We start from the raw sequence: 20,506 nt of genomic DNA, 5'->3' as shown, positions 1-20,506 counted from the left end.
GTTATTGGCCGAGCCGCGCGAGCAGGGCCGCACTGCGGGCCGGCGGCCATCGGCGGACGGCGAGTGGCGCGCTTCCTGGCGCGACATCAACACCCTCGCCTACATTCAGCACGACGCGTGCTGCTGCTCCTGCCGAAGGACGGCCGACCGCTACGCGTCCGCGTACGACTAAGACAGAGGTCGTGCTGTTCTTGACATCGACAGCCCAACGTGTGCCGCGGACGGCGGCAATTGCCTGTGGTGTGACGACCTCGAATCCGTCCGGGTGCCGCGCCCGGTCGACATCGACGAGCACGGCCTTGTTGCGCAACGAGACCGTGTCCGGTCGCCCGTCGTGATTGCGGTCGACGACGTTGAAGCGAGCCCCAGCCTCGGCGGTGATTGTCACGCCATCCGCGCACCGCATGATCTGTCGCGCCGTTCCCGCCACGCGCGCCATCGTGCATCCGTTCGCTTGCGCAAGTGCCGGATCTGAGCTGAATAGACAGGCAGCGCTTGCCCACGCGGCCAGCGCCAGGAGCATTCTGGAGTTCACAAGCATATTCGTCCCCTACCTGAATGCATGGCCGGACAGCCCGGGCGTGCGACGGCATCATACGCTGATAGCTGCAGCACGCATGTCAAAACGTCAACGCCTATCCGACATTGTCTATGTCTTAAGCGGTCTTTCGATTGCCGGTCCAGTATAGCGCGCCCTCGGGCGAATAAGGTGGCCGCTCTCGATCTGCTCCATGGCATGAGCGAGCCACCCGACGGTTCGCGCGAGCGCGAAAATCACGAGGGGCGCATTATCGGGAAGATCGAAGGCGGCGCTCATGGCTGTCAGCGCGAAATCGATGTTGACGCCTTCCCCGATGATCTCTTGTCCCGCGGTCGCCAGTTCGGCGTAGCTCGGTGGCAAGGCGAACTGAGCCATCAGCGCCTTTGCCCTGGTGTCTCCATCCGGATACAGAGGATGGCCGAACGCCGGCAGCGGTCTTCCCTGTGTCAACGCCTGCCGTATTGCTTGACTGGCATCGAGCGCTTCGACCTCTGCGATCAACGAGGCGACGCCCTGCCAGGCGCCACCGTGGAGCGGTCCGCTCAAGGTCGATAGGCCCGACAGGACCGCGGCCGATAGCGTTGCGCCTGAAGAAGCAGCCACTCGCGAGGCAAAGGTCGACGCGTTGAGTTCGTGATCGGCAAGGAGCGCAAGTGCGCGCCTGATGCAATCGGCGGCTTCTGGCCTGGACCAGCTGGTGGCGAGGCGCAGATGCAATGGGGAAGCCGCCGCATCTGGAGCAAGGGCACTGGCCACGGTCGAAAGAATGCTGTTTGCTTCGGCTTGCAGTACCTTGGGCGCCCTTCCGAGAGTCGGTAAGTCGTGGGTCACGCGCTGTGCGAGCAAAACAAATGCCCGCTCTAACGACGGTGTCGTTTCAGAAGCCTCGCCTGTTGCGGCTGCAATCGGTCCGGACTTCCACAGAAGTGCCGCGGTCTCCTCGAGCGTCGCATGTTCCGCCCAAGTCGCCGCATCACGGCCGCGATAGTAGAGTCGGCCCTCCAGGATGGTGGAAATGGCAGATGGCAACACGGGATCGCCCCATTGGATAGCGTCTGCCGCAACTGTCTCGGTCTTTCGCCGGCCAGCGTGACGTTCGGCAAGCCGCATGACGTCGGCGGCATTGTAAAGACTTCGCCGTGGATCGCTGGCATCTGCTTTGGCCCGGATACGGCCGCGACTCACATTGGCGTACAGCGTTTGTGGCTTGGTTCCGAGTTTTTCGAGCGCCTGCTCGGCTGTCAGCCAAGACATTTCGTCCTCTTTACATTGATCAATTGCATCAAGATTGACGTCAATCAATCTAAGCTTGATCCTGTTGCACGTAAAGGAGAAAACACCATGAAAAACGGTTTGGAAGATGTTATCGCAGCGGAAACGCGCCTCTCCGATGTCGACGGCGAAGCGGGCCGCCTGATCATCCGTGGCGTGTCGCTCGATCATCTCGTATCGACAGCAACCTATGAAAGTGTTGCCGCGCTGTTGCTCGACGGCCTGACGGAACGGCATTTTGGTCCTGCAGAACTCGGCGATTGGTTGGGTGAAATGCGGGTGCGCATATTTGCCCATGTGGCGGCCCTCCAATCGGACCTGCTGGCCTTGCCGCCAGTGGACGCGATGCGCGTTCTCATCGCTCGCCTGCCAGATGGCGAGGACTTCGAAGCGGCGCTTCGATTGCTGGCAGCGCCCGCAGTTTTCCTGCCGGCGATACTCCGTCTGCAGGCCGGCAACGAACCCGTGGCCCCGGACGCTTCGCTACCCCAGGCAGCCGACATCCTGCGCATGCTCACAGGCAGGATGCCGAGTGCGGAGCAGAAGGCTGCTCTCGACGCCTATCTTGTGACCATTTCCGACCATGGCTTGAACGCCTCGACCTTCGCTTCGCGCGTCATCGCCTCGACGCGGGCCGGCCTCACTTCATCAGTGCTCGCGGCGATAAGTGCGCTTAAAGGACCTTTGCATGGCGGCGCGCCGGGGCCTGTGCTCGATATGTTCGATGAGATCGGAGTCAGCGAGAATGCGCGCGGGTGGCTCGGTCGAGCATTGGATCGCGGCGAACGCCTGATGGGCTTCGGTCACCGCATTTACCGGGTGCGTGATCCGCGCGCCGATGCATTGAAGAAGGCGCTGCGACCGCTCGTCTTGGCTGGGCAGGTCGATCGCCAGCGCGTGGAGCTCTCGGAAGCCGTCGAACGTGCGGCGCTTGCTGTCCTGAGGGAGCGCAAGCCAGACCGGCCGCTGGACGTCAACGTCGAGTTCTACACCGCCTTATTGCTCGATGCACTGGGCTTTCCGCGCGAATCATTCACCGGCGTATTCGCGATCGGCCGGACCGTGGGGTGGATCGCGCATGCGCGCGAGCAGGCGCTGGAAGGCAGATTGATCCGTCCTCGGTCGATCTATGTCGGGCCGGTGCCGCAGGCGGCGTGAGCATCGACAATAAGAAGAACCGGCGGTCCCAGCCGCCGGCATATCGTTTATAGTGGGTCTCGGTGCGGGGAAGCCTCTAACCGCTGAGATAGGCCGCAAATTGCTAAGTGTCTCTCGGCAATTAAAAAGGCCGCCTCGTTGAGGCGACCGCCTCGTTGAGGCGGCCTCTTGAAGGTCAGACCAGGCGGCTCTGTTCGGTTGCGGCTTCGATGAAGCTTGCGAAGAGCGGATGCGGGTCGAGAGGACGGCTCTTCAGTTCCGGATGGTACTGAACGCCGATGAACCAGGGATGCTCAGCATACTCGATCGTCTCGGGCAGTACACCGTCCGGTGACATTCCCGAAAAGACGAGACCGCAGTCTTCCAAACGGTCCTTGTAGTCGATGTTGACTTCGTAGCGATGGCGATGGCGCTCGGAAATATCGGTCGAACCGTAGATCTCCGAGATCTTCGTATCCTTCTTCAACGCAGCCTTGTAGGCGCCGAGGCGCATCGTGCCGCCGAGATCGCCCGCTTCCGTGCGCTTCTGCAGCTCATTGCCCTTCACCCATTCGGTCATCAGGCCGACAACGGGCTCCTTCGTCGGGCCGAACTCGGTCGACGAGGCGCTTTCCACGCCGGCAAGGTTGCGGGCGGCTTCAATGACGGCCATCTGCATGCCAAAGCAGATCCCGAAATACGGTACCTTCCGTTCGCGTGCGAAGCGGGCCGCATGGATCTTGCCTTCCGAGCCGCGCTCGCCGAACCCGCCGGGAACGAGGATGCCATGGACCTTCTCGAGATACGGCGCCGGGTCTTCCTTTTCGAAGACCTCAGATTCGATCCATTCCAGGTTGACCTTGACGCGATTGGCAATGCCGCCGTGATGCAGCGCTTCGATCAGCGACTTGTAGGCATCCTTGAGGCCGGTGTACTTGCCGACGATGGCAATCGTGACCTCGCCCTCAGGCGTGCGGATGCGGTTGCAGACCTCTTCCCATTGGTCAAGGCGGGGCTTAGGTGCCGGCTCGATGCCGAAGGCTGCCAGCACTTCGTTGTCGAGCCCTTCCTTGTGGTAGGCCATCGGGACGTCGTAGATGTTGGCGACGTCGAGCGCCTGGATCACCGCGGACGGACGGACGTTGCAGAAGAGCGACAGCTTGCGGCGTTCCGCTTCCGGAATTTCGCGGTCGGCGCGCACCAGCAGGATGTCCGGATGAATGCCGAGCGCCTGCAGTTCCTTGACGGAGTGCTGGGTTGGCTTGGTCTTCAGTTCGCCGGCAGCCGGAATATACGGCATCAGCGTCAGGTGGACGTAGATCGCAGTGCCGCGCGGCAGGTCGTTGCCGAGCTGGCGGATCGCTTCCATGAACGGCATCGCCTCGATATCGCCGACCGTGCCGCCGATCTCGCAGATGACGAAGTCGTAGTCGCCGTTGCCTTCGGTGACGAAGTCCTTGATCTCGTTGGTGACGTGCGGAATGACCTGAACGGTCGCGCCGAGATAGTCGCCGCGGCGTTCCTTGTCGATGATGTTCTTGTAGATGCGTCCGGTGGTGATGTTGTCGGTCTTGGTCGCCGAACGCCCGGTAAAGCGCTCGTAGTGGCCGAGATCGAGATCCGTTTCGGCACCGTCATCGGTGACGAAGACTTCGCCGTGCTGGGTCGGGCTCATGGTGCCCGGGTCCACGTTCAGATAGGGGTCGAGTTTGCGAAGCCGCACCCGATAACCACGGGCCTGCAGCAACGCTCCGAGAGCCGCGGCCGCAATTCCTTTACCGAGAGAGGAAACCACGCCGCCAGTGATAAATACGTATCGCGCCATGGGAGTCACCGGATACCTTTTCAAAAACGATTCCACCAGCCCAAAAATTCTTTTCCAGAACTTTTGGTGCCAGCGCGGAATCTGAACAAAAGAAAACCGGCAGACCCGAGGGCCTGCCGGCGGTTGATGCTGTGTGCCGCTTACTGTCCGCTTGGGACGGTGGCGGGCGCCGGAGCGGAAGGCGTAGCCGCCTGCGGTGCTGCCGGAGCAGTTTGAGTAGACGGAGCCGTTTCGGCAGGTGCCGGTGCGGCCGGAGCAGTTGCTGCCGGAGCCGCCGGCGCGGTTGCTGCCGGAGCCGGAGCGGTCTCACCGCCGGTCGGAACGCCGTTGTTGTTCTGCGCGGCCGGTGCAGCCGGAGCGGCATTGCCGTTCTGGCCGCCGAGCGAGTCGAGAATACCCTTGCCCTCACCGCTCGTCGCCGGAATACGGTTCAGAATATCCGTCGGACGGCTTTCATAGCGGTTGAGAATGCCGAGGCCGAGCGACGTGATGAAGAACAGCGTCGCCAGGATCGCGGTCGTGCGCGTCAGCGCATTGGCCGTGCCACGGGCAGACATGAAGCCCGAGCCGCCGCCGATGCCGAGGCCGCCGCCTTCCGAGCGCTGAATGAGCACGACGCCGACAAGCGCCAGCACGATCATGAGATGGATGACAATCAAAACGGTCTGCATGGGTCCAGTCCTGCCCACGCGCGCGGCGGGCATAAAGTAAAATTCTGGCGCTCTTTACATGAGGTGATCCGCTATTCCAAGCCCTTAGGCTCGGAATATACACGGCTCTAAGCAACCAGCGCTCCGTATGCGCCGTAGATGGCGAGGAAATCGGCCGCTTTCAAGCTTGCACCGCCGATCAGTGCGCCATCGACATTCGCGACGCCCATCAACTCCCTTGCATTGCTTGGCTTGACCGAGCCGCCATAGAGGATGCGGATCTTCTTGCCAGCCGCCCCGAAGCGGGCGACGAGCTCGGAACGCATGAAGGCGTGCGCCTTCTCTACGTCTTCCACGGTTGGGGTAACGCCGGTGCCGATCGCCCAGACGGGCTCGTAGGCAATGACGGCATTCTCCGGCGTCGCGCTATCCGGCACCGAGGCGGAAAGCTGACGCTTGATGATGTCGAGGGTCTGGCCTGCCTTGCGTTCGTCCGCCGTTTCGCCGATGCACACGATTGCCGTCAGGTCGGCCGCGAACGCAGCCTCCGCTTTGGCGCGAACAAGATGGTCGGTCTCGGCATGGTCGGTGCGACGCTCCGAATGTCCGACGATCACGTAAGTGCCGAAGCAGTCTGCGATCATTTCGGCCGAAATATCGCCGGTGTGGGCGCCCGAGGGCTTCTGGTGGCAGTCCTGTGCGCCGATCGCCAGCGGGCTGTCGGTGCAGAGCGCAGTGGCGACATAAAGCAACGTTGCCGGAGGGCAGATCAGCGCCTCCACCTTATCGGAAAGTGGCCCCTGAACACCTTCGGCGATTGCCTTGATTTGGTCGAGGGAGGCACGCGTGCCGTTCATTTTCCAGTTTCCCGCCACAAGCGGACGCACGTCAGGTGTCATGCCAGCCTTCCCATCTTCCACGTATCGTGGGGCCTTAGCAAAAGCGGGGATCAATGAAAAGGTTTGGGCACCTTCCCTAACGGAAATAACGGCCTTTTGTCGCGCAAATGCTTAAAATTCGGAGCCCATGTTGCTGAAAATCATAGACCAGGCGGCCGCCATGACGCTCGCCCGGCGGTCAGGCGACTTAGGCTGTCGTCACGAACCCAATATCCAGTTCAGCGTGCGGCGCCAGTCGATCATCCGGATCGGTGTTCCGTGATTTCCCGTCTGATAGAGCGTGAAATGTGCAGGGTAATCCCCCTTCAGCAGTTTTTCGAAGAGTGCCTGCTGGTCTGTCGCTGCATAGACCGGATCCCGGCTGCCATGCGCGAACCAAAGCGGCAGTTTGGCCTTGAAGGACGGGCTCTTGCTGAAGTCCGGATCGGTAACACCGCTGAGGATCACCATTCCCTTGAGGGCTTTCACGCTCGCGGGGTCACGGCTCAAGCCCCAGCAGACCTGGCTGCCCATCGACGCACACGCCAGAATGACCGGCTTGCCGGGCGACTGCTGGGAAGCGTAGCGGATCAGCCCTTTGATCGCGGCGACGCCATCGCTGTCGAAGCTCTTGACCGTCGGGGAATAATAGACACCGCCATTGCCGGCGACCAGGTTTTTCAGGCGATTGAAGTTGCCCCCGAAACTGTAGTCGTTCACGCCCAGGCGCCGGTCGCCGTTACGACCGTGAATGAAAATGACCGTAAATGCCGCTCCCGAGCTTTGTCCCACCCTGGTGACGTCGAGTCTTTGCGAACCAAGCTGCAAGGTCTCGTCCGACTGCTGCCTTTTGACGCCGAGAGACACGTATTTTTGTTGGGCGCGCTTTTGGGGTATCTGATCGCGGCCGTTGATGTCCCGCATCTCGTCGTATTCGATGACGTCAAGGGCGCCATTATCGCTCGTCCGCAGCACATTTTGTGTGGAGAAGAGCTCGTCCTTAAAGGGCGGCAGGCTCTCGGCCGCTCGGCCGCTTGCCGTCGTCGTCAGGAAAAAGGCCGCAATTGCGGTAATAATGGTGCAATGACTTGTGGACATTCGCATGAGCATGGTTCCCTGAGCCTTCTGGCCGCTTGCCATTCCACGCCCGCCAACGCAAACCACTTCCTAAGGAAGTCCGCCTGATCGGGCGGCGTCGCGTAACGAGGCGCTTTCTGGCAGAATCTGCCTGATTCGCAAACGTGACATCAAATGCGGTGATTTTGGGTCAGGCTTGGCGTAAGGCCCCTGCCCGACAGGATAAAGATCTGAACGGCCCCATGGACGATAGCAACGACCTCTTTTCCGGACTGCCCCTGACACCGAAGCAGGAGGAAGCTCCAAAGTCTGCCGAGCCACAAAAGGCCGCACCCGCTAAGGCTGCTGTCCCCGCCCTGCGTCCGGCGCCCGTGAACTCGACCTCGGAAGACTACGGCGCGTCCTCGATCCGCGTTCTCGAGGGTCTTGAACCCGTCCGCATGCGGCCGGGCATGTATATCGGCGGCACCGACGAAAAGGCTCTTCACCATCTCTTCGCCGAAGTCATCGACAATTCGATGGACGAAGCTGTCGCCGGCCACGCCAACTTCATTGAGGTTCACCTTGACCTGCAGGGCTACTTGACGGTCAGCGACAATGGCCGCGGTATCCCCGTCGAGAATCACCCGCAAGTTCCCGGGAAGTCGACCCTTGAAGTCATCATGACGAAGCTGCACGCGGGCGGCAAGTTCGACGGCAAGGCATATGAGACGTCAGGTGGTCTGCACGGCGTCGGCGTTTCCGTCGTCAATGCGCTTTCCGACGTGCTGGAAGTCGAGGTTGCGCGCAATCGGAAGCTATATCGTCAGCGCTTTTCCCGCGGTTTGCCCCAGGGCGAACTGGAAGAACTCGGCGACGTCCACAATCGTCGTGGCACGCGAGTCCGCTTTCACCCCGATCCGCAGATCTTTGGCGAGCACGCGAAGTTCGATGCCGGGCGTGTGTTCCGTATGGCACGCTCCAAGGCTTACCTCTTTGGCGGCGTCGAAATCCGCTGGAGTTGCGAGGAAGGCGTTCTGCCGCAAGGCTCGGAGATACCTGACAAGGCGGTCTTCCACTTCCCCGGCGGCCTGAAGGATTACCTGCAGGCGACGATGGGCAAGGAATTCACCGTTACCCGCGAGATATTCGCAGGGAAAACCGAGAAGACCAGTGGTCATGGCTCCCTGGAGTGGGCGATCACCTGGTACGGCGGCGATCCCCAGGTCCACTCCTACTGCAACACGATCCCGACGCCCGAAGGCGGCACGCACGAGGCGGGCCTGCGCATCGCGCTGACCAAGGGCCTGAAGAATTACGCCGAACTGACGCAGAACAAGCGCGCTGCCCAGATCACCACCGATGACGTGATGATCTCCGCCGTCGGCATGCTCTCGGTCTTCATCCGCGAGCCGGAATTCGTCGGCCAGACGAAGGACAAGCTCGCCACGGTCGAAGCCCAGCGGATCGTTGAAAACGCACTCCGCGACCCCTTTGACCACTACCTTGCCGACAATCCGAACGAGGCAGCCAAGCTGCTCGACTGGGTTATAGAGCGTGCGGAAGAACGCCTGCGCCGTCGCAAGGAAAAGGAAGTCAACCGCAAGACCGCCGTGCGCAAGTTGCGCCTGCCCGGCAAGCTAGCCGATTGCGCACAGAACACCGCCCAGGGTGCCGAACTCTTCATCGTCGAAGGTGACTCGGCAGGTGGCTCGGCCAAGCAGGCTCGCAATCGTGCCAACCAGGCGATCCTCCCACTGCGCGGCAAAATCCTCAACGTCGCCAGTGCCGGTCGCGAAAAGCTTGGCGCCAACCAGCAGCTCGCCGATCTCGTTCAGGCGCTCGGTTGCGGTACGCGCTCGAAGTATCGTGAGGAAGACCTTCGCTACGAACGCATCATCGTCATGACCGATGCCGACGTCGACGGTGCCCACATTGCCTCGCTACTGATCACGTTCTTCTATCAGGAAATGCCGGAGCTGGTCCGTGGCGGTCACCTCTTCCTGGCCGTACCGCCGCTCTACAAGATCACCCAGGGCGCGAAGTCCGCTTACGCCCGCGACGATGCGCACCGCGCCGAGCTGATGGAGACCGAGTTCAAGGGCAAGGCGAAAGTCGAAATCAGCCGTTTCAAAGGCCTCGGCGAAATGCTGCCGGCGCAGCTCAAAGAAACCACCATGGACCCAGGCAAGCGCACGCTGTTGCGCGTGATTATCGACGAGGTGGATTTCGAGGGTACGCGCACGGCGGTCGACGACCTGATGGGAACGAAGCCGGAAGCGCGCTTCCGGTTCATTCAGGATCGCGCCGCCTTTGCGGAAAACCTCGATATCTGAACCGGCCAGTCGAGGCGCACCGTAATTTCCGTCTTCACGGAGTTGGCAAGAAAGCACAACTCGTGCGCTTCGTGGTGGAGTTTCTGTTCGATCTCTCGGTTCGGCCGGTCGCCGGCATAGGTAACCTGCGGTCGAAGCTCCACGCGGCTCACCATTGTCCTGCCCTGCACAGTTTCCATAAAGCCTGTTGCCGCATCGACATAGCTATCGACCAGGATGCGCTTCTTTGAGGCCAGCCAGAGATAGAAGAGCATGTGGCAGCTCGACAGTGCTGCAACGTATGCCTCTTCCGGATCAACATTCTCGGCAAGCGCATACGGCAACGGCACATTGTGCGGCGAAGCGGAGGCAGCGACGGTGGCGCCGCCATCAAAGCTCCATCTGTGCCCGCGGCTATAGCGTCCGTCGATAAAACTTGCTGCGCCCCGCTCCCATGCGACCTCCGCGGAAAACGTCGTCATCTTTCATTCTCCCTCGTGCGTCAGACGTGCTGTTGTCATCTGCAAATGTTCCGACAAGGACTTCAGTGCCGCAGCCTCGTCGCGATGCGCGCACGCGTCTATGATGGCGCGATGCTCGGCGTGGAGGATCACACGCTCGTTGGAGCCTTTTGGCTGCCTCAGATAGGCACGACACGATTCACGCCGCAGTTCGTCGATCATGGACAGAAGGCGGCGATTGCCACATCGCCCGTAGAGCGTTCGATGAAAGGCGACATCCAGCTCCTCCAGCGTGGCCGGATCATCCTCTTCGATCAGATCTTCATTGAGACGGCGCGCCTTGCGCAGGTCGCTGTCGCCGAGCAGCGGCAGCGCAGCGCGCAGCGCCATGCTCTCCAAGGCTGCGCGGATCTCGGCGAGTTCACGTGCTTGCTCTTCCGTCAAACCGGCGACGGCCAGGCTTCGGTCAGGCCGCCGGTCGAGCAGGCCTGACGCTAGCAACCGATCTAGCGCCTGGCGTACCGGCTGGCGGCTCACGCCAAACCGCTCTGCCAGGAGCTCTTGTTTCAGGACGGTCCCTGGCGGCAGGCTCCCGCCTTCTATTTCGCGCCGCAGCGCTGTTGCAATCAGGTTTGTATCCATGGATCCAAAGTAAACGCGCAAGTGTATTTTGGCAACGCTGTGGCAGGATTTCTGTCATATTGATTGCGAAGAATAGCGTTAGGGAGCGTAGTATGGATCGCCGGTGGTCTCACGGGCGCCAGTCGATGACATGAATCGGTCATTGTGCTTGCGCCCGAGGGACGCATGGCCCATATCCATAGCCAAAACAGGGGAAAAGAACGACGTGAGCCTTCCGAACAACAACATCCAGCGAGAGCCGCGATGGCTCGGCCCCTCAGGCCCAGCCCGCACGCCGTTAATTCCCTCCATCTCCGCGGCGCGCTGGCTGCTCGTGCTTGTTGTCGCGGCTGGCGTCTACTTCTTCTACGGCTTTGCTGTCCCGGTTCTCGCCGCCCTTGTCATCGGCTTTGCAAGCTGGCCGCTGTATCGCCGGCTTCTCAGCCGTGTCGGTGGAAACACAACGGTCGCCGCCACCATCGCCATTCTGATGATCGTGACGTTTCTCGTGTTGCCGATCTTTTTCGCCGTCACCTATACGACAGGTGAGGTGCGCGAATGGGTGGCCTGGGCCGTGCACGCAAACAGGTCCGGTGCGCCAACCCCGCAGTGGATCATCGCCCTGCCTTTTGCCGGTCCGTATCTCGATGAACTGTGGACCAGATATATCGGCAGCCCCGGTGCCATGGGTGAGCTAATCCAGGCTGTGAGCGGCGCCCATATCGGCAACATCTATCGGGCGATTCTGGCAGCTGGCGGTGGCGCCTTCCACCTGCTCCTCACGCTGCTCTTCATGTTGATCGCGCTGTTCTTCGTCTACCGCGATGGTTCCTCCTTCTCGCAGCAGATCGATATGCTCGGCGAACGCATTCTTCCGAACCGCTGGGAGCGAATTTCCCGCGTCGTTCCGGCAACCATCAGCTCGACTGTCATGGGCATGACGCTGATCGCGATCGGCGAAGGCATCGTGCTCGGCGTCGCTTATTGGATCGCCGGTGTCCCCTCGCCCGTCACGCTCGGCGTCCTGACCGGTATCATGGCCCTGATACCCGGTGGTGCCCCGCTGTCCTTTACCCTGGTGTCTGTCTACCTGCTCGCCAGTGGCTCACATATCGCAGGCATCGGCCTTTTCGTTTGGGGAACGGTCGAGCTGTTCATTGTCGACAAGACACTTCGTCCGAAGCTTGTTGGCGGTCCCATCAAGCTGCCATTCCTGCCGACCTTCTTCGGCCTTGTCGGCGGCGTGAAAACCATGGGCTTTCTCGGCCTCTTCATCGGGCCGGTGCTGATGGCCCTCATTGTGGCGATCTGGCGCGAATGGATGCACGAGGTCCGGAGTGCCGAAACCGGCCCGAACGTCATGATCGACGAGCAGGCCCCGCCGGCGTCTCGCGCGGCCGAATGATCAGGGCAGCCGCTTTTCCATGAACAGGCTAAGTGGGTCTGGCAGGTAGCTGCCAAACGCTTCGATTTCGCCATAGCCGTACTTTCGGTAGAGAGCGATCGCTTCTGGCTGGTAAATGCCGGTTTCAAGACGGACGGCTTGGAGCTTCTTTTCAGCGGCCGTCGTTTCGAGTGCGTCCATCAGCTTGCTTGCCACTTTCAAGCCGCGGGCGCCGGGATCGACGAACATCCGCTTGATCTCCGCCGTTCCGTCGCCAGCCTCGACCAGTGCACAGCAGCCAACGATCGCACCCTCGTTGCGGGCGACGAAGAAGCTGACGGCCGGCTTCTCCAGGGTCGATACATCGACGAGGTGATTGCTTTCTGGCGGATACAGAGACTGGGCATAGGCGTCGGACATGTCGAGCAAGCGGAGCACGCCGTCTTGGCGCGGTGTTTCCAATGCAATCGTAATGGACACGGGTTTTTCCTGTCTTGTGGCGCCCGCGTAAAAAATGTTGGGGCGCCTTCATTCTGTTGGAATTTCAGCATCTAAGAGGCGAAGGTTCAATATTCAAAAGGCGATATTATGCAAGTGTTGCTGGTTGCAATGACGATCCTAGGCTGCAACGACTCGGTCACACAATGCAACTATCTCACCACGGTTGAGCAGAAATGGCAGACCGTCGCCATGTGCGACGCCGATTCGGAAAGGCAGCTGAAGCGCTATACGAATGTCAGCTACCCAACGGTAATTGCTGTCTGTGAGCCACCGAAGCCTGCTTCCCCAGAAGCGCCAAAGGCGGTCGTGGAAAGCGCGCCGACGCCGCCCGTTCCAGCCGAAACGCAGGGTCGATTGTCGGCCCTCGCTGACCGGGTGGCGAGTGAGGTGCGCGCGTACCTGCCGTCCGGTAGCGAAATGAAAACAGCGCCGGCTTCACCCGTCCACTTCGTCTCGGGCAGCTATTCCTGGGTGGCGAAGCGGCTGCACCGCTAGGCTGCGGCGAGCGACGTAAATTGAGCATAAGCGCGTGCATGCTGCCGCTGTTCAGCGATGTGCAGCCTTTCGATCATCTCCAGGAGTTCCTGCACGGCCCCATGCGTTGCATGCCGGCGGAACTTCTCAAGCAGCTTGCCGCAGACGTCGCCGAGCATCGTCGCTGCCAGATCTTTCGATGCGTCCCGCCACAACAGCGTCGCTTCGACGAAGATCGTGCTGATCTCGCGGGAAAGGCCGGCCGTCTCATAGAGGGCGCGCACCGCGTGCATGCGACCGGTTGCGAGAATGGAGCGAACGCGTCGCTCTTCGCAGCCAGTCAGGTTGACGATGGCGCCTGCGAAGAACTCGACCTTTCCGGAGCAAAGAGCGTGGATCAGGCACGACGGCGTTAGGTGGCCACTAACCCGTAAATGCTCGACAAGGTCTGAAATCTCGCGCGGCGTAATCTCGCCAGCAATCGACACGATGGCAGTTTCATTGGCCTCTCTGCTGATCCTGTGCAGTCGGCCGGGATCGATCGTCGCTAGCGCCAATGGCAGACCAACGAGGGCGGCGCTGACATGCTGCGTCAACAACTGACGCGCGTCCGCCGCAAGATCCCCGCGCTCCAGCAGCAGATTGCGGATTTCGCAGTGATGGCCGAGCCGCTCGGCAATTCTTTTAAGAGAGTAAGGCGCGATGGCCGCCCCGCCGTTCTCGAGAAGGCAGAGGACGGCCTCTTCTTCACCGATCTCGGCGAGCGCGGCTGAAACCGGCCGTGAAATCGTGCCGCGCGCGGCAATCAGCATTCGCGTGACGTCGCTGCCGCTGGCCGCGAGATCCACGAGGTCTGCGTCCGACAGTAAGGGTGAGCATGTGACCGCATGGCAGGCGATCTCCGGCTGATCCGCGGCCAGCGAGAGAATAACCGCTCGCGGCGCCTCCGGTGACCAAGAGATTGCTTCGGCAAGCGCCAGCCTCACCTTGGGGGATGGGTCGTCGAGCAGGAAAGTCATGGCCATCTCGGCCGCGGCGCGTTCTTCTGCTGCCATTTCGGACTGCAGATAGGCTCTGCCGAGGGCACTGGCCGCACGGGCCCTGTCTCCGGCCTTGGCGGTTTCCGCCCAACGAAGAAATGCTTCTACGATCACCCGTGTGCCCCATGCCCGAATGCGATTCTCTCGCATTCCAATCAGTGAGATCACGGTATCTTGGAAAAGTTTATGATTGGTTCACCATGTTCCTTAAGCGCTGACGGCCAACGTCAAACCTGCGGCCGGAACATTTCGAACACGTCGCTGCCTTCGCTGTAGTCCATGTAACCCATGCGGGCGACTGGCCTGGCGATCGCCATATCGAGTCGCCCATCGCGAATGATCGTCTCGTCGATGTGGATGCCGACAACCTGACCGAGGATCATGATGTTCTCGGAATTTTCACCGGTGAGTGACTTCGGCACAAGGGTCTCCGTTACTATGCATTCGAGCACGGCAAAGGCCTCGGCGACGTAGGGCGCGTCGACAAGCTCACCCTTCCTGGCGGCGAGGCCGGAAAGAGCAAACTCGTCAACGCCATAGTCGACGGCCGCAGATGAGATATTCATCTTCTCGACCAGGTTCCGGCTGACAAAGTTACAGGTGAACTCGCCGGTCTCGATCGCATTCCTCTGGCTGTGCTTTAGACCGGCGGAGGAAAACATCACGAGTTTCGGGCGGTCGGAAATCGCATTGAAGAAAGAGTACGGTGCAAGGTTGATCGAGCCGTCGCTTCCCCTGCTGCCGATCCAGCCAATCGGACGCGGCGAGACAATGGCCTTGAAGGGATCGTGCGACAGGCCATGCCGGTTCGTATCGGTGGTATAGAACATCAGTCCCCTCCGCCAACCCAGGTCACAGTCTCGGTCAGTTCCGGGCGCGGGCGCTCGACGGGCGGAAACGTCGTTGAGCCCATGTGAATGAAACCAGCGATCTTTTCACCCGACTTGACGCCCAGGAGTTCGTAGGCGCGCTCGTCATAGGCGAACCACTCCGTCAGCCAGTTGGCGACCCAGCCGTGGGCATTGGCGGCGAAGATGATGTTGAGGCAGACAGCACCAGCAGACATCAGCTGCTCCCACTCGGGAATCTTGATGTGCGGGCCGGACTTGCTGACGACGGCAACGACAACAGGAGCGCGGGTAAAGCGCGTACGCTCCACCTGGACCATTTCCTCAGACAGTTCTGGCTTGGCCTCGAGCGCGAGCTTGAGGAGCTCTTGGCCAATCCGGGCACGCTCTTCGCCGCGATAGACGATGAAGCGCCATGGCGCGAGCTTGCCGTGGTCGGGCACGCGGGAGGCCAGGCGCAAAATCTCTTCGATCTCGGCTTTGTCGGGGCCCGGCTCGCACATCTGGAAAGCGGGAATAGAGCGACGGACACCGAGATAGTCGATCAGCTTGATATCGGATTTCATGCGGGAGAGACTTCCATTTTCATGACAGCATTTGGGATGGGTCTTGAATTTGCCATCGCGTTGGTCTTGAAGTGGCCTCTGTGATTTCAGATGTCAATTGGTTCGCACGACAGATGGTTGGCATTTCGCCATATGCACGCATAAGCCTGGCCTTGGTTTTGACCGCCCTACTGCCTTTAAGTAGCCAGGCGCAGGACGCCTTCCAGACCTTCAAGCAGTTGGATACGACTGCGAAAATGCCGAAGCTGAATGCCTTCATCGCGCCGGGCACCGCCCCGCAGGGCTCGAAGCTGCGCGAGATCGCGCTCGAGGCGAAACTGACCGCCAACGGCGATCCTGTTCAGGATGGTCTCTCCTGGTATGTGTTCAGCCCGGCAGCGGGCACCGACGGAAAGCTTCCGCTGATCGCGTCCTCGCAAGGCGGCTCCGCGGATTTTCAGCTCGCGCCGGGAGACTATTTCGTCAACGTTTCTTTCGGTCGCGCCGGTGTCACGCGCAAGCTGACGGTTCCTGAAGAGGGTCAGGTCGACAAGCAGACGATGGTGCTGGAAGCCGGTGGCTTACTGCTGAACGCGGTCTCGGGAACGGACGTTCGCATTCGCCCGGATCAGCTCAGCTTCTCGATTTACTCCGCCGACGTGCGTGAGGACGGCGAGCGCGGTCTTGTCATGGCTGACGTGCCGCCAAACACCGTGGTTCGCTTGAATGCCGGAACCTACCACATCGTCTCCGAATACGGCGACACCAATGCCTCGATCCGCGCCGATATCCAGGTGGAGGCAGGCAAGCTCACGGAAGCAACGATCCAGCACAAGGCAGCACAGATCACGTTCAAGCTCGTGTCCGACGCCGGTGGGGAAGCGATCGCCGATACGGCCTGGTCGATCCTGACGGCCGCTGGCGACAGTGTCGGCGAGAGCGTCAGCGCTTTCCCGACCATGGTGCTCGCCGAAGGCGAATACTCCGCCGTCGCTCGAAACAAGGACAAGATCTACCAGCGGGATTTCAAGGTCGAAGCCGGCAAGAACACAGACGTCGAAGTTCTTATGAAGGACGTGCAACCCGAAGAACCGACAGAGGCCGCTAAAACCGTTCAGGTTCAGCCGGATCAGCAACCGCCAGCGAGTGACGGCTCGCCGAATACGCAGGCACCGCTACCTACCTACGATCAGCTCCAGGGCGGCACCGGCGCCGACGCGGACTGATCGGCCTCCTAGGGGTCCACAGACAAAGAAAAACCGCCCGGTTCTTTTAGAAACCGGGCGGTGTTGTATTCACGTGCTGGAGGCAGCTCAGGCTGCCTTTGCCTTCCTCGCTTCCGCCTTCCGGCGCACGTCCGGCGGCGTGGCTTCGAGCCCGAGGCTTGCGATTGCCTCGTCAAGCGACATCGAGGTTTGCTCCTGGCTGCCAAGACGGCGGATGTTGACCGTGCGCTCTTCCGCTTCCTTCTTCCCGCAGACGATGATGACGGGAACTTTCGTAACGGAATGCTCGCGGATCTTGTAGTTGATCTTCTCGTTACGGAAGTCGGTCTCAACGGTCAGGCCGGCGTCCCGCAGCGCTGCCGCGACTTCGGCGCCATAGCCGTCGGCCTCGGACGTGATCGTCGCGACGACGACCTGCTGCGGCGATACCCACAGCGGCAGATGTCCTGCGAAGTTCTCGATCAGGATGCCGAGGAAGCGCTCCATCGAACCGCAGATCGCGCGGTGGATCATCACCGGCTGCGTCTTTTCCGAATTGCTGTCGATGTAGAAGGCACCGAAGCGTTCCGGCAGGTTGAAGTCGACCTGCGTCGTGCCGCACTGCCATTCACGGCCGATCGCGTCCTTTAGCGTATATTCGAACTTCGGACCATAGAACGCGCCCTCGCCCGGCAGAATGCCGGTCTTGATGTTGTTCGACTGGTGTTGGATCGTGTCCAGCACGTCGGTCATCACGCTTTCGGCGCGATCCCAAAGATCATCCGAACCAACACGCTTTTCCGGGCGCGTTGAGAGCTTGATGGTGATCTCGTCGAAGCCGAAGTCCTTGTAGACCGACAGGATCAGATCGTTGATCTTCAGGCACTCGGCTGCCATCTGCTCGTCGGTGCAGAAGATGTGCGCATCGTCCTGCGTGAAGCCGCGCACACGCATCAACCCATGCAGAGCACCGGACGGCTCGTAGCGGTGAACTGTGCCGAATTCCGCAAGACGGATCGGCAGTTCGCGATAAGACTTCAAGCCATGCTTGAAGATCTGCACATGGCCGGGGCAGTTCATCGGCTTCAGCGCGAACACGCGGTCATCATCCGTATCGTCGCCGGCGACGGTGACCTTGAACATGTTGTCGCGGTACCAGCCCCAGTGACCGGAGGTTTCCCAGAGCGACTTGTCGAGCACCTGCGGCGCATTGACCTCCTGGTAGTCTTCGGCGAGACGACGGCGCATATAGGCGACGAGCGTCTGGAACATGCGCCATCCCTTGCCGTGCCAGAAGACAACGCCCGGACCCTCTTCCTGGAAATGGAAGAGGTCCATTTCGCGGCCGAGGCGGCGGTGATCGCGCTTCTCGGCTTCCGCGAGCACGTGCAGGTAGTTGTCGAGTTCGGCCTGTTCGGCAAATGCCGTGCCGTAGATGCGGGTCAGCATCGGATTGTTGCTGTCGCCACGCCAATAGGCGCCGGCCACCTTCATCAACTTGAACGCCGTCCCGATCTGGCCGGTCGATGCCATATGGGGGCCGCGGCAGAGGTCGAACCAGTCGCCCTGATAATAGATCTTCAGATCCTGGCCTGCCGGAATCGCATCGACGAGTTCAACCTTGTAGCTTTCGCCCTTCGCGGCGAACACTTCCTTGGCCTTCTCGCGCGCCCAGACTTCCTTGGTGAACGGCGCGTTGCGAGCAATGATCTCCTTCATCTTCTTTTCGATTTTCGGCAGATCGTCGGGTGTGAAGGGCTCGTTCTTGGCAAAGTCGTAGTAGAAGCCGTTCTCGATAACAGGGCCGATCGTGACCTGCGTGCCGGGCCAGAGCTCCTGCACGGCTTCCGCCATCACGTGGGCTGCGTCATGCCGGATCAACTCCAGCGCGCGGCCGTCGGTGCGGGTGATGATTTCAATTGCGCCTGCCGTCACCGGATCGGAAAGGTCACGGACCTGACCGTCGATAGCGATCGCTACTGCCTTCTTGGCAAGCGACTTGGAAATGGATTCTGCGACATCCTTGCCGGTTGCGCCAGCATCGTAGCTGCGCACGGAACCATCGGGAAATGTCAGGGAAACGGATTGGGACATCTAGAATTCTCCTTGTCCAGTCCCGCCAACGAATGCGGGTGGTTGCAATGAAGCGCTTCGTCCGCACGAATGCGCCGCCGCCTGATACCGAGATTTGCTGCTTGAGTAAAGAAAAAGCCAGCTTAGCCGATCATTTCGGCAAGGCCACGCACCGTGTTCCAGTTCCGCAATGTTCCGACGCCCATTCGCTTGGTCGTCAGTGCCGAGAGCAACTTCCACTCGCTCGGCTTGCCGGCAAAATCGATCCAAAGGTCGCCGGCGGTGAGTGCCATTCGCTGCTTAGGATCGGCATAAGGGCGAAGCGCCTCCATGGCAGTAGGTGGAAGCGGCCTGCGCATGACGCGCACGATCACCTGACTGCCCTCGCCGTCTGCAAAAGGATTGGACTTCGCAAGGGTCAACCAGTCGATACCTTTGCGCACGATGATATCGACCGGTTTGCCGAAACGAGCCTTGAAGGCCGCTTCCAGCTTCGCCTCGATCTCTGCGAGCAGGGCGGCATCGGCCTCGAAAACGATGTTCCCCGTCGAGACAAGTGTCCTCGGATTCTTGTACCCGATGTCCTTGGCCATGTCGCGAAGGTCGGACATCACCACGCGGCGACCGGGCGCAAGCACAATGCTGTGCAGGAGCGCGACGTAGATCATGCTTTGCAGAACTCTGCCGCGCCCTCGCCAAAATCTTCGAGTTCGTGCTTGGACGCGGCCGCATCCACATACTTGAGCGAGGCATTGGGGACGTCGAGGCGACGGCGAAACACCCGAAATGCGCCTTGCGTCATCGTTCAGCCCGCCTTGCGACCAAGCGCGAGGTAGCGCCAGGGCGTCCACCAGTGAAAGCGTTCGCCGAGCTGCTCGGGAACCGGGTCGAGCCCGCTGGTGCCGCCCGGGCCGCAGCGCGCGACGCGAAAGAGCGTCATCCATCCGCCGTTCCACAGCCCGTAACGGGCGACTGCCTCATAGCCGTATTCCGAGCAGGTCGGGATGTGGCGGCAGGAATTGCCGATGAAACCGGAGAGGGTCAACTGGTAGGCGCGAATGAAACCCATCCCCAGCACCCTGCCGGGCGTCTTCCGAAACGGGCCGGAGTAATTTCGGGAGTAGGAGCGCGTGGATCGACGCGGTGCGGCGGCGCCACCCTCGTCTTCGTCCTCATCGCGATTGATCGAACAGAATTTGCACATCGGCTATGCCGCTCAGGCCTCGATGGTTTCGCCGCGCTTGGCCTCGACCTGGCTAACCGCATCGACGACGGCGTCGAAGGTCAGCATCGTCGAGGCATGTCGTGCCTTGTAGTCCTTCACGGGGCGGAGATAACGCATGTCCTCGAAGCGGCCTTCCGGCCCCTCGCCGTCCGCCTTCAGCATTGCCAGCATGTCCTCTCGCGCCTTGCGCAACTCAGTCGCGCTGGCGCCGATCACATGGCGGGCCATGATCGAAGACGATGCCTGTCCGAGCGCGCAGGCTTTGACGTCGTGCGCGAAGGCGGTGACCGTATCGCCGTCCATCTTCAGCCAGATCTTGACCTTGGAGCCGCAAAGTTTGGAGTGCGCCTGGGCGCTGGCGTCCGCATCCGGCAAGCTGCCGATCAGCGGAATATTGCCCGCGAATTCCAGGATTTTGCTGTTGTAGATATCGTCCATCGTGGATTCCGCTCCAG

General features: G+C 60.9%; 22 protein-coding genes. 5 read left to right on the top strand and 17 right to left on the bottom strand.

The window, feature by feature from the left end; translation table 11 throughout:
* Position 1: 1 nt before the first annotated feature.
* Positions 2-541 carry a FecR family protein gene (locus C934_RS0101750; RefSeq protein WP_026371494.1) on the bottom strand — a complete coding sequence of 180 codons (540 nt, stop codon included), beginning with the start codon at positions 539-541 and terminating at the stop codon, positions 2-4.
* 108 nt (positions 542-649) lie between these two features.
* Positions 650-1,795 carry a citrate/2-methylcitrate synthase gene (locus C934_RS0101745; protein WP_018854991.1) on the bottom strand — a complete coding sequence of 382 codons (1,146 nt, stop codon included), beginning with the start codon at positions 1,793-1,795 and terminating at the stop codon, positions 650-652.
* An 87-nt stretch (positions 1,796-1,882) separates the two neighbouring features.
* Between C934_RS0101745 and C934_RS0101740 the strand changes: the two genes are divergently transcribed.
* Positions 1,883-2,971, top strand: coding sequence for a citrate synthase/methylcitrate synthase (locus C934_RS0101740; protein WP_018854990.1), 1,089 nt, complete (start codon positions 1,883-1,885; stop codon positions 2,969-2,971).
* A 175-nt stretch (positions 2,972-3,146) separates the two neighbouring features.
* Here C934_RS0101740 and C934_RS0101735 read toward each other — a convergent pair whose 3' ends face one another.
* The 4 genes from C934_RS0101735 to C934_RS0101720 all read right to left on the bottom strand — a co-directional run bounded on the left by C934_RS0101735 (position 3,147) and on the right by C934_RS0101720 (position 7,407).
* Entirely contained in the window at positions 3,147-4,775 is a 1,629-nt protein-coding gene (locus tag C934_RS0101735; RefSeq protein ID WP_018854989.1) for a CTP synthase, read from the bottom strand.
* A 140-nt stretch (positions 4,776-4,915) separates the two neighbouring features.
* Positions 4,916-5,446 carry a preprotein translocase subunit SecG gene (gene secG, locus C934_RS0101730; protein ID WP_018854988.1) on the bottom strand — a complete coding sequence of 177 codons (531 nt, stop codon included), beginning with the start codon at positions 5,444-5,446 and terminating at the stop codon, positions 4,916-4,918.
* Between the two features lie 107 nt (positions 5,447-5,553).
* The gene (gene tpiA / locus C934_RS0101725) at positions 5,554-6,324 is read right to left on the bottom strand and encodes a triose-phosphate isomerase (protein WP_026371493.1); all 771 of its coding nucleotides are present in this window, start codon (positions 6,322-6,324) and stop codon (positions 5,554-5,556) included.
* Between the two features lie 198 nt (positions 6,325-6,522).
* Positions 6,523-7,407 carry a phospholipase gene (locus C934_RS0101720; protein ID WP_026371492.1) on the bottom strand — a complete coding sequence of 295 codons (885 nt, stop codon included), beginning with the start codon at positions 7,405-7,407 and terminating at the stop codon, positions 6,523-6,525.
* A 215-nt stretch (positions 7,408-7,622) separates the two neighbouring features.
* On the opposite strand from C934_RS0101720, the gene parE reads away from it, so the two are divergent.
* Entirely contained in the window at positions 7,623-9,695 is a 2,073-nt protein-coding gene (gene parE / locus C934_RS0101715; protein WP_018854985.1) for a DNA topoisomerase IV subunit B, read from the top strand.
* Here parE and C934_RS0101710 read toward each other — a convergent pair.
* Positions 9,656-10,156 (bottom strand): OsmC family protein, encoded by a 501-nt coding sequence (locus C934_RS0101710; RefSeq protein WP_018854984.1) that lies wholly within the window; start codon positions 10,154-10,156, stop codon positions 9,656-9,658. The genes parE and C934_RS0101710 overlap by 40 nt on opposite strands.
* A 3-nt stretch (positions 10,157-10,159) precedes the next feature.
* Complete coding sequence (locus C934_RS0101705) at positions 10,160-10,777, bottom strand: GntR family transcriptional regulator (protein WP_018854983.1); 618 nt, start codon at positions 10,775-10,777, stop codon at positions 10,160-10,162.
* Between the two features lie 205 nt (positions 10,778-10,982).
* On the opposite strand from C934_RS0101705, the gene C934_RS0101700 reads away from it, so the two are divergent.
* Positions 10,983-12,161: an AI-2E family transporter gene (locus tag C934_RS0101700; RefSeq protein ID WP_018854982.1), complete on the top strand. Its 1,179-nt coding sequence runs from the start codon at positions 10,983-10,985 to the stop codon at positions 12,159-12,161.
* On the opposite strand, the gene C934_RS0101695 is transcribed toward C934_RS0101700, so the two are convergent.
* On the bottom strand, positions 12,162-12,620 hold the full coding sequence (locus C934_RS0101695; protein WP_018854981.1) for a GNAT family N-acetyltransferase: 459 nt from the start codon (positions 12,618-12,620) through the stop codon (positions 12,162-12,164).
* Positions 12,621-12,728: 108 nt separating this feature from the next.
* On the opposite strand from C934_RS0101695, the gene C934_RS0101690 reads away from it, so the two are divergent.
* Complete coding sequence (locus C934_RS0101690) at positions 12,729-13,136, top strand: hypothetical protein (protein WP_018854980.1); 408 nt, start codon at positions 12,729-12,731, stop codon at positions 13,134-13,136.
* On the opposite strand, the gene C934_RS0101685 is transcribed toward C934_RS0101690, so the two are convergent.
* The 3 genes from C934_RS0101685 to C934_RS0101675 all read right to left on the bottom strand — a co-directional run bounded on the left by C934_RS0101685 (position 13,133) and on the right by C934_RS0101675 (position 15,569).
* Positions 13,133-14,305: a DUF2336 domain-containing protein gene (locus C934_RS0101685; RefSeq protein ID WP_198011789.1), complete on the bottom strand. Its 1,173-nt coding sequence runs from the start codon at positions 14,303-14,305 to the stop codon at positions 13,133-13,135. The two genes, C934_RS0101690 and C934_RS0101685, sit on opposite strands and share 4 nt — an antisense overlap.
* 77 nt (positions 14,306-14,382) lie before the next feature.
* Complete coding sequence (locus tag C934_RS0101680; protein WP_018854978.1) at positions 14,383-14,985, bottom strand: flavin reductase family protein; 603 nt, start codon at positions 14,983-14,985, stop codon at positions 14,383-14,385.
* The gene (locus C934_RS0101675) at positions 14,985-15,569 is read right to left on the bottom strand and encodes a nitroreductase family protein (protein ID WP_018854977.1); all 585 of its coding nucleotides are present in this window, start codon (positions 15,567-15,569) and stop codon (positions 14,985-14,987) included. Before C934_RS0101675 ends, C934_RS0101680 begins: the two co-directional genes overlap by 1 nt.
* Positions 15,570-15,682: 113 nt before the next feature.
* Between C934_RS0101675 and C934_RS0101670 the strand changes: the two genes are divergently transcribed.
* The gene (locus tag C934_RS0101670) at positions 15,683-16,774 is read left to right on the top strand and encodes a hypothetical protein (RefSeq protein WP_037089063.1); all 1,092 of its coding nucleotides are present in this window, start codon (positions 15,683-15,685) and stop codon (positions 16,772-16,774) included.
* An 87-nt stretch (positions 16,775-16,861) separates the two neighbouring features.
* Here the strand turns inward: C934_RS0101670 and thrS are convergent, their stop codons facing one another.
* The 5 genes from thrS to C934_RS0101645 form a co-directional block, all read right to left on the bottom strand.
* Positions 16,862-18,847 carry a threonine--tRNA ligase gene (gene thrS / locus C934_RS0101665; protein WP_018854975.1) on the bottom strand — a complete coding sequence of 662 codons (1,986 nt, stop codon included), beginning with the start codon at positions 18,845-18,847 and terminating at the stop codon, positions 16,862-16,864.
* 122 nt (positions 18,848-18,969) lie between these two features.
* Positions 18,970-19,494, bottom strand: coding sequence for a DUF1697 domain-containing protein (locus tag C934_RS0101660; protein WP_018854974.1), 525 nt, complete (start codon positions 19,492-19,494; stop codon positions 18,970-18,972).
* A complete protein-coding gene (locus tag C934_RS34510) occupies positions 19,491-19,628 on the bottom strand; it encodes a hypothetical protein (RefSeq protein ID WP_018854973.1) in 138 nt (45 codons plus the stop codon). The genes C934_RS0101660 and C934_RS34510 overlap by 4 nt, the downstream gene beginning before the upstream one ends.
* Before the next feature lie 3 nt (positions 19,629-19,631).
* The gene (gene yidD, locus C934_RS0101650; protein ID WP_018854972.1) at positions 19,632-20,030 is read right to left on the bottom strand and encodes a membrane protein insertion efficiency factor YidD; all 399 of its coding nucleotides are present in this window, start codon (positions 20,028-20,030) and stop codon (positions 19,632-19,634) included.
* Positions 20,031-20,042: 12 nt separating this feature from the next.
* Entirely contained in the window at positions 20,043-20,489 is a 447-nt protein-coding gene (locus tag C934_RS0101645) for an iron-sulfur cluster assembly scaffold protein (RefSeq protein WP_018854971.1), read from the bottom strand.
* Positions 20,490-20,506: the final 17 nt, after the last annotated feature.

It is taken from the genome of Rhizobium sp. 42MFCr.1 (assembly GCF_000377185.1).
GTDB classification, from domain to species: Bacteria; Pseudomonadota; Alphaproteobacteria; order Rhizobiales; family Rhizobiaceae; genus Rhizobium; species Rhizobium altiplani.
This window is presented reverse-complemented; position numbering and strand designations above follow the sequence as displayed.

Bases quoted from the DNA above. Each gene is read 5' to 3' on its own strand.
- C934_RS0101750 (WP_026371494.1), bottom strand. From the start codon at position 541: ATGCTTGTGAACTCCAGAATGCTCCTGGCGCTGGCCGCGTGGGCAAGC.
- C934_RS0101745 (WP_018854991.1), bottom strand. From the start codon at position 1,795: ATGTCTTGGCTGACAGCCGAGCAGGCGCTCGAAAAACTCGGAACCAAG.
- C934_RS0101740 (WP_018854990.1), top strand. From the start codon at position 1,883: ATGAAAAACGGTTTGGAAGATGTTATCGCAGCGGAAACGCGCCTCTCC.
- C934_RS0101735 (WP_018854989.1), bottom strand. From the start codon at position 4,775: ATGGCGCGATACGTATTTATCACTGGCGGCGTGGTTTCCTCTCTCGGT.
- secG (WP_018854988.1), bottom strand. From the start codon at position 5,446: ATGCAGACCGTTTTGATTGTCATCCATCTCATGATCGTGCTGGCGCTT.
- tpiA (WP_026371493.1), bottom strand. From the start codon at position 6,324: ATGACACCTGACGTGCGTCCGCTTGTGGCGGGAAACTGGAAAATGAAC.
- C934_RS0101720 (WP_026371492.1), bottom strand. From the start codon at position 7,407: ATGCGAATGTCCACAAGTCATTGCACCATTATTACCGCAATTGCGGCC.
- parE (WP_018854985.1), top strand. From the start codon at position 7,623: ATGGACGATAGCAACGACCTCTTTTCCGGACTGCCCCTGACACCGAAG.
- C934_RS0101710 (WP_018854984.1), bottom strand. From the start codon at position 10,156: ATGACGACGTTTTCCGCGGAGGTCGCATGGGAGCGGGGCGCAGCAAGT.
- C934_RS0101705 (WP_018854983.1), bottom strand. From the start codon at position 10,777: ATGGATACAAACCTGATTGCAACAGCGCTGCGGCGCGAAATAGAAGGC.
- C934_RS0101690 (WP_018854980.1), top strand. From the start codon at position 12,729: ATGCAAGTGTTGCTGGTTGCAATGACGATCCTAGGCTGCAACGACTCG.
- C934_RS0101685 (WP_198011789.1), bottom strand. From the start codon at position 14,305: ATGCGAGAGAATCGCATTCGGGCATGGGGCACACGGGTGATCGTAGAA.
- C934_RS0101680 (WP_018854978.1), bottom strand. From the start codon at position 14,985: ATGTTCTATACCACCGATACGAACCGGCATGGCCTGTCGCACGATCCC.
- C934_RS0101675 (WP_018854977.1), bottom strand. From the start codon at position 15,569: ATGAAATCCGATATCAAGCTGATCGACTATCTCGGTGTCCGTCGCTCT.
- C934_RS0101670 (WP_037089063.1), top strand. From the start codon at position 15,683: ATGGTTGGCATTTCGCCATATGCACGCATAAGCCTGGCCTTGGTTTTG.
- thrS (WP_018854975.1), bottom strand. From the start codon at position 18,847: ATGTCCCAATCCGTTTCCCTGACATTTCCCGATGGTTCCGTGCGCAGC.
- C934_RS0101660 (WP_018854974.1), bottom strand. From the start codon at position 19,494: ATGATCTACGTCGCGCTCCTGCACAGCATTGTGCTTGCGCCCGGTCGC.
- C934_RS34510 (WP_018854973.1), bottom strand. From the start codon at position 19,628: ATGACGCAAGGCGCATTTCGGGTGTTTCGCCGTCGCCTCGACGTCCCC.
- yidD (WP_018854972.1), bottom strand. From the start codon at position 20,030: ATGTGCAAATTCTGTTCGATCAATCGCGATGAGGACGAAGACGAGGGT.
- C934_RS0101645 (WP_018854971.1), bottom strand. From the start codon at position 20,489: ATGGACGATATCTACAACAGCAAAATCCTGGAATTCGCGGGCAATATT.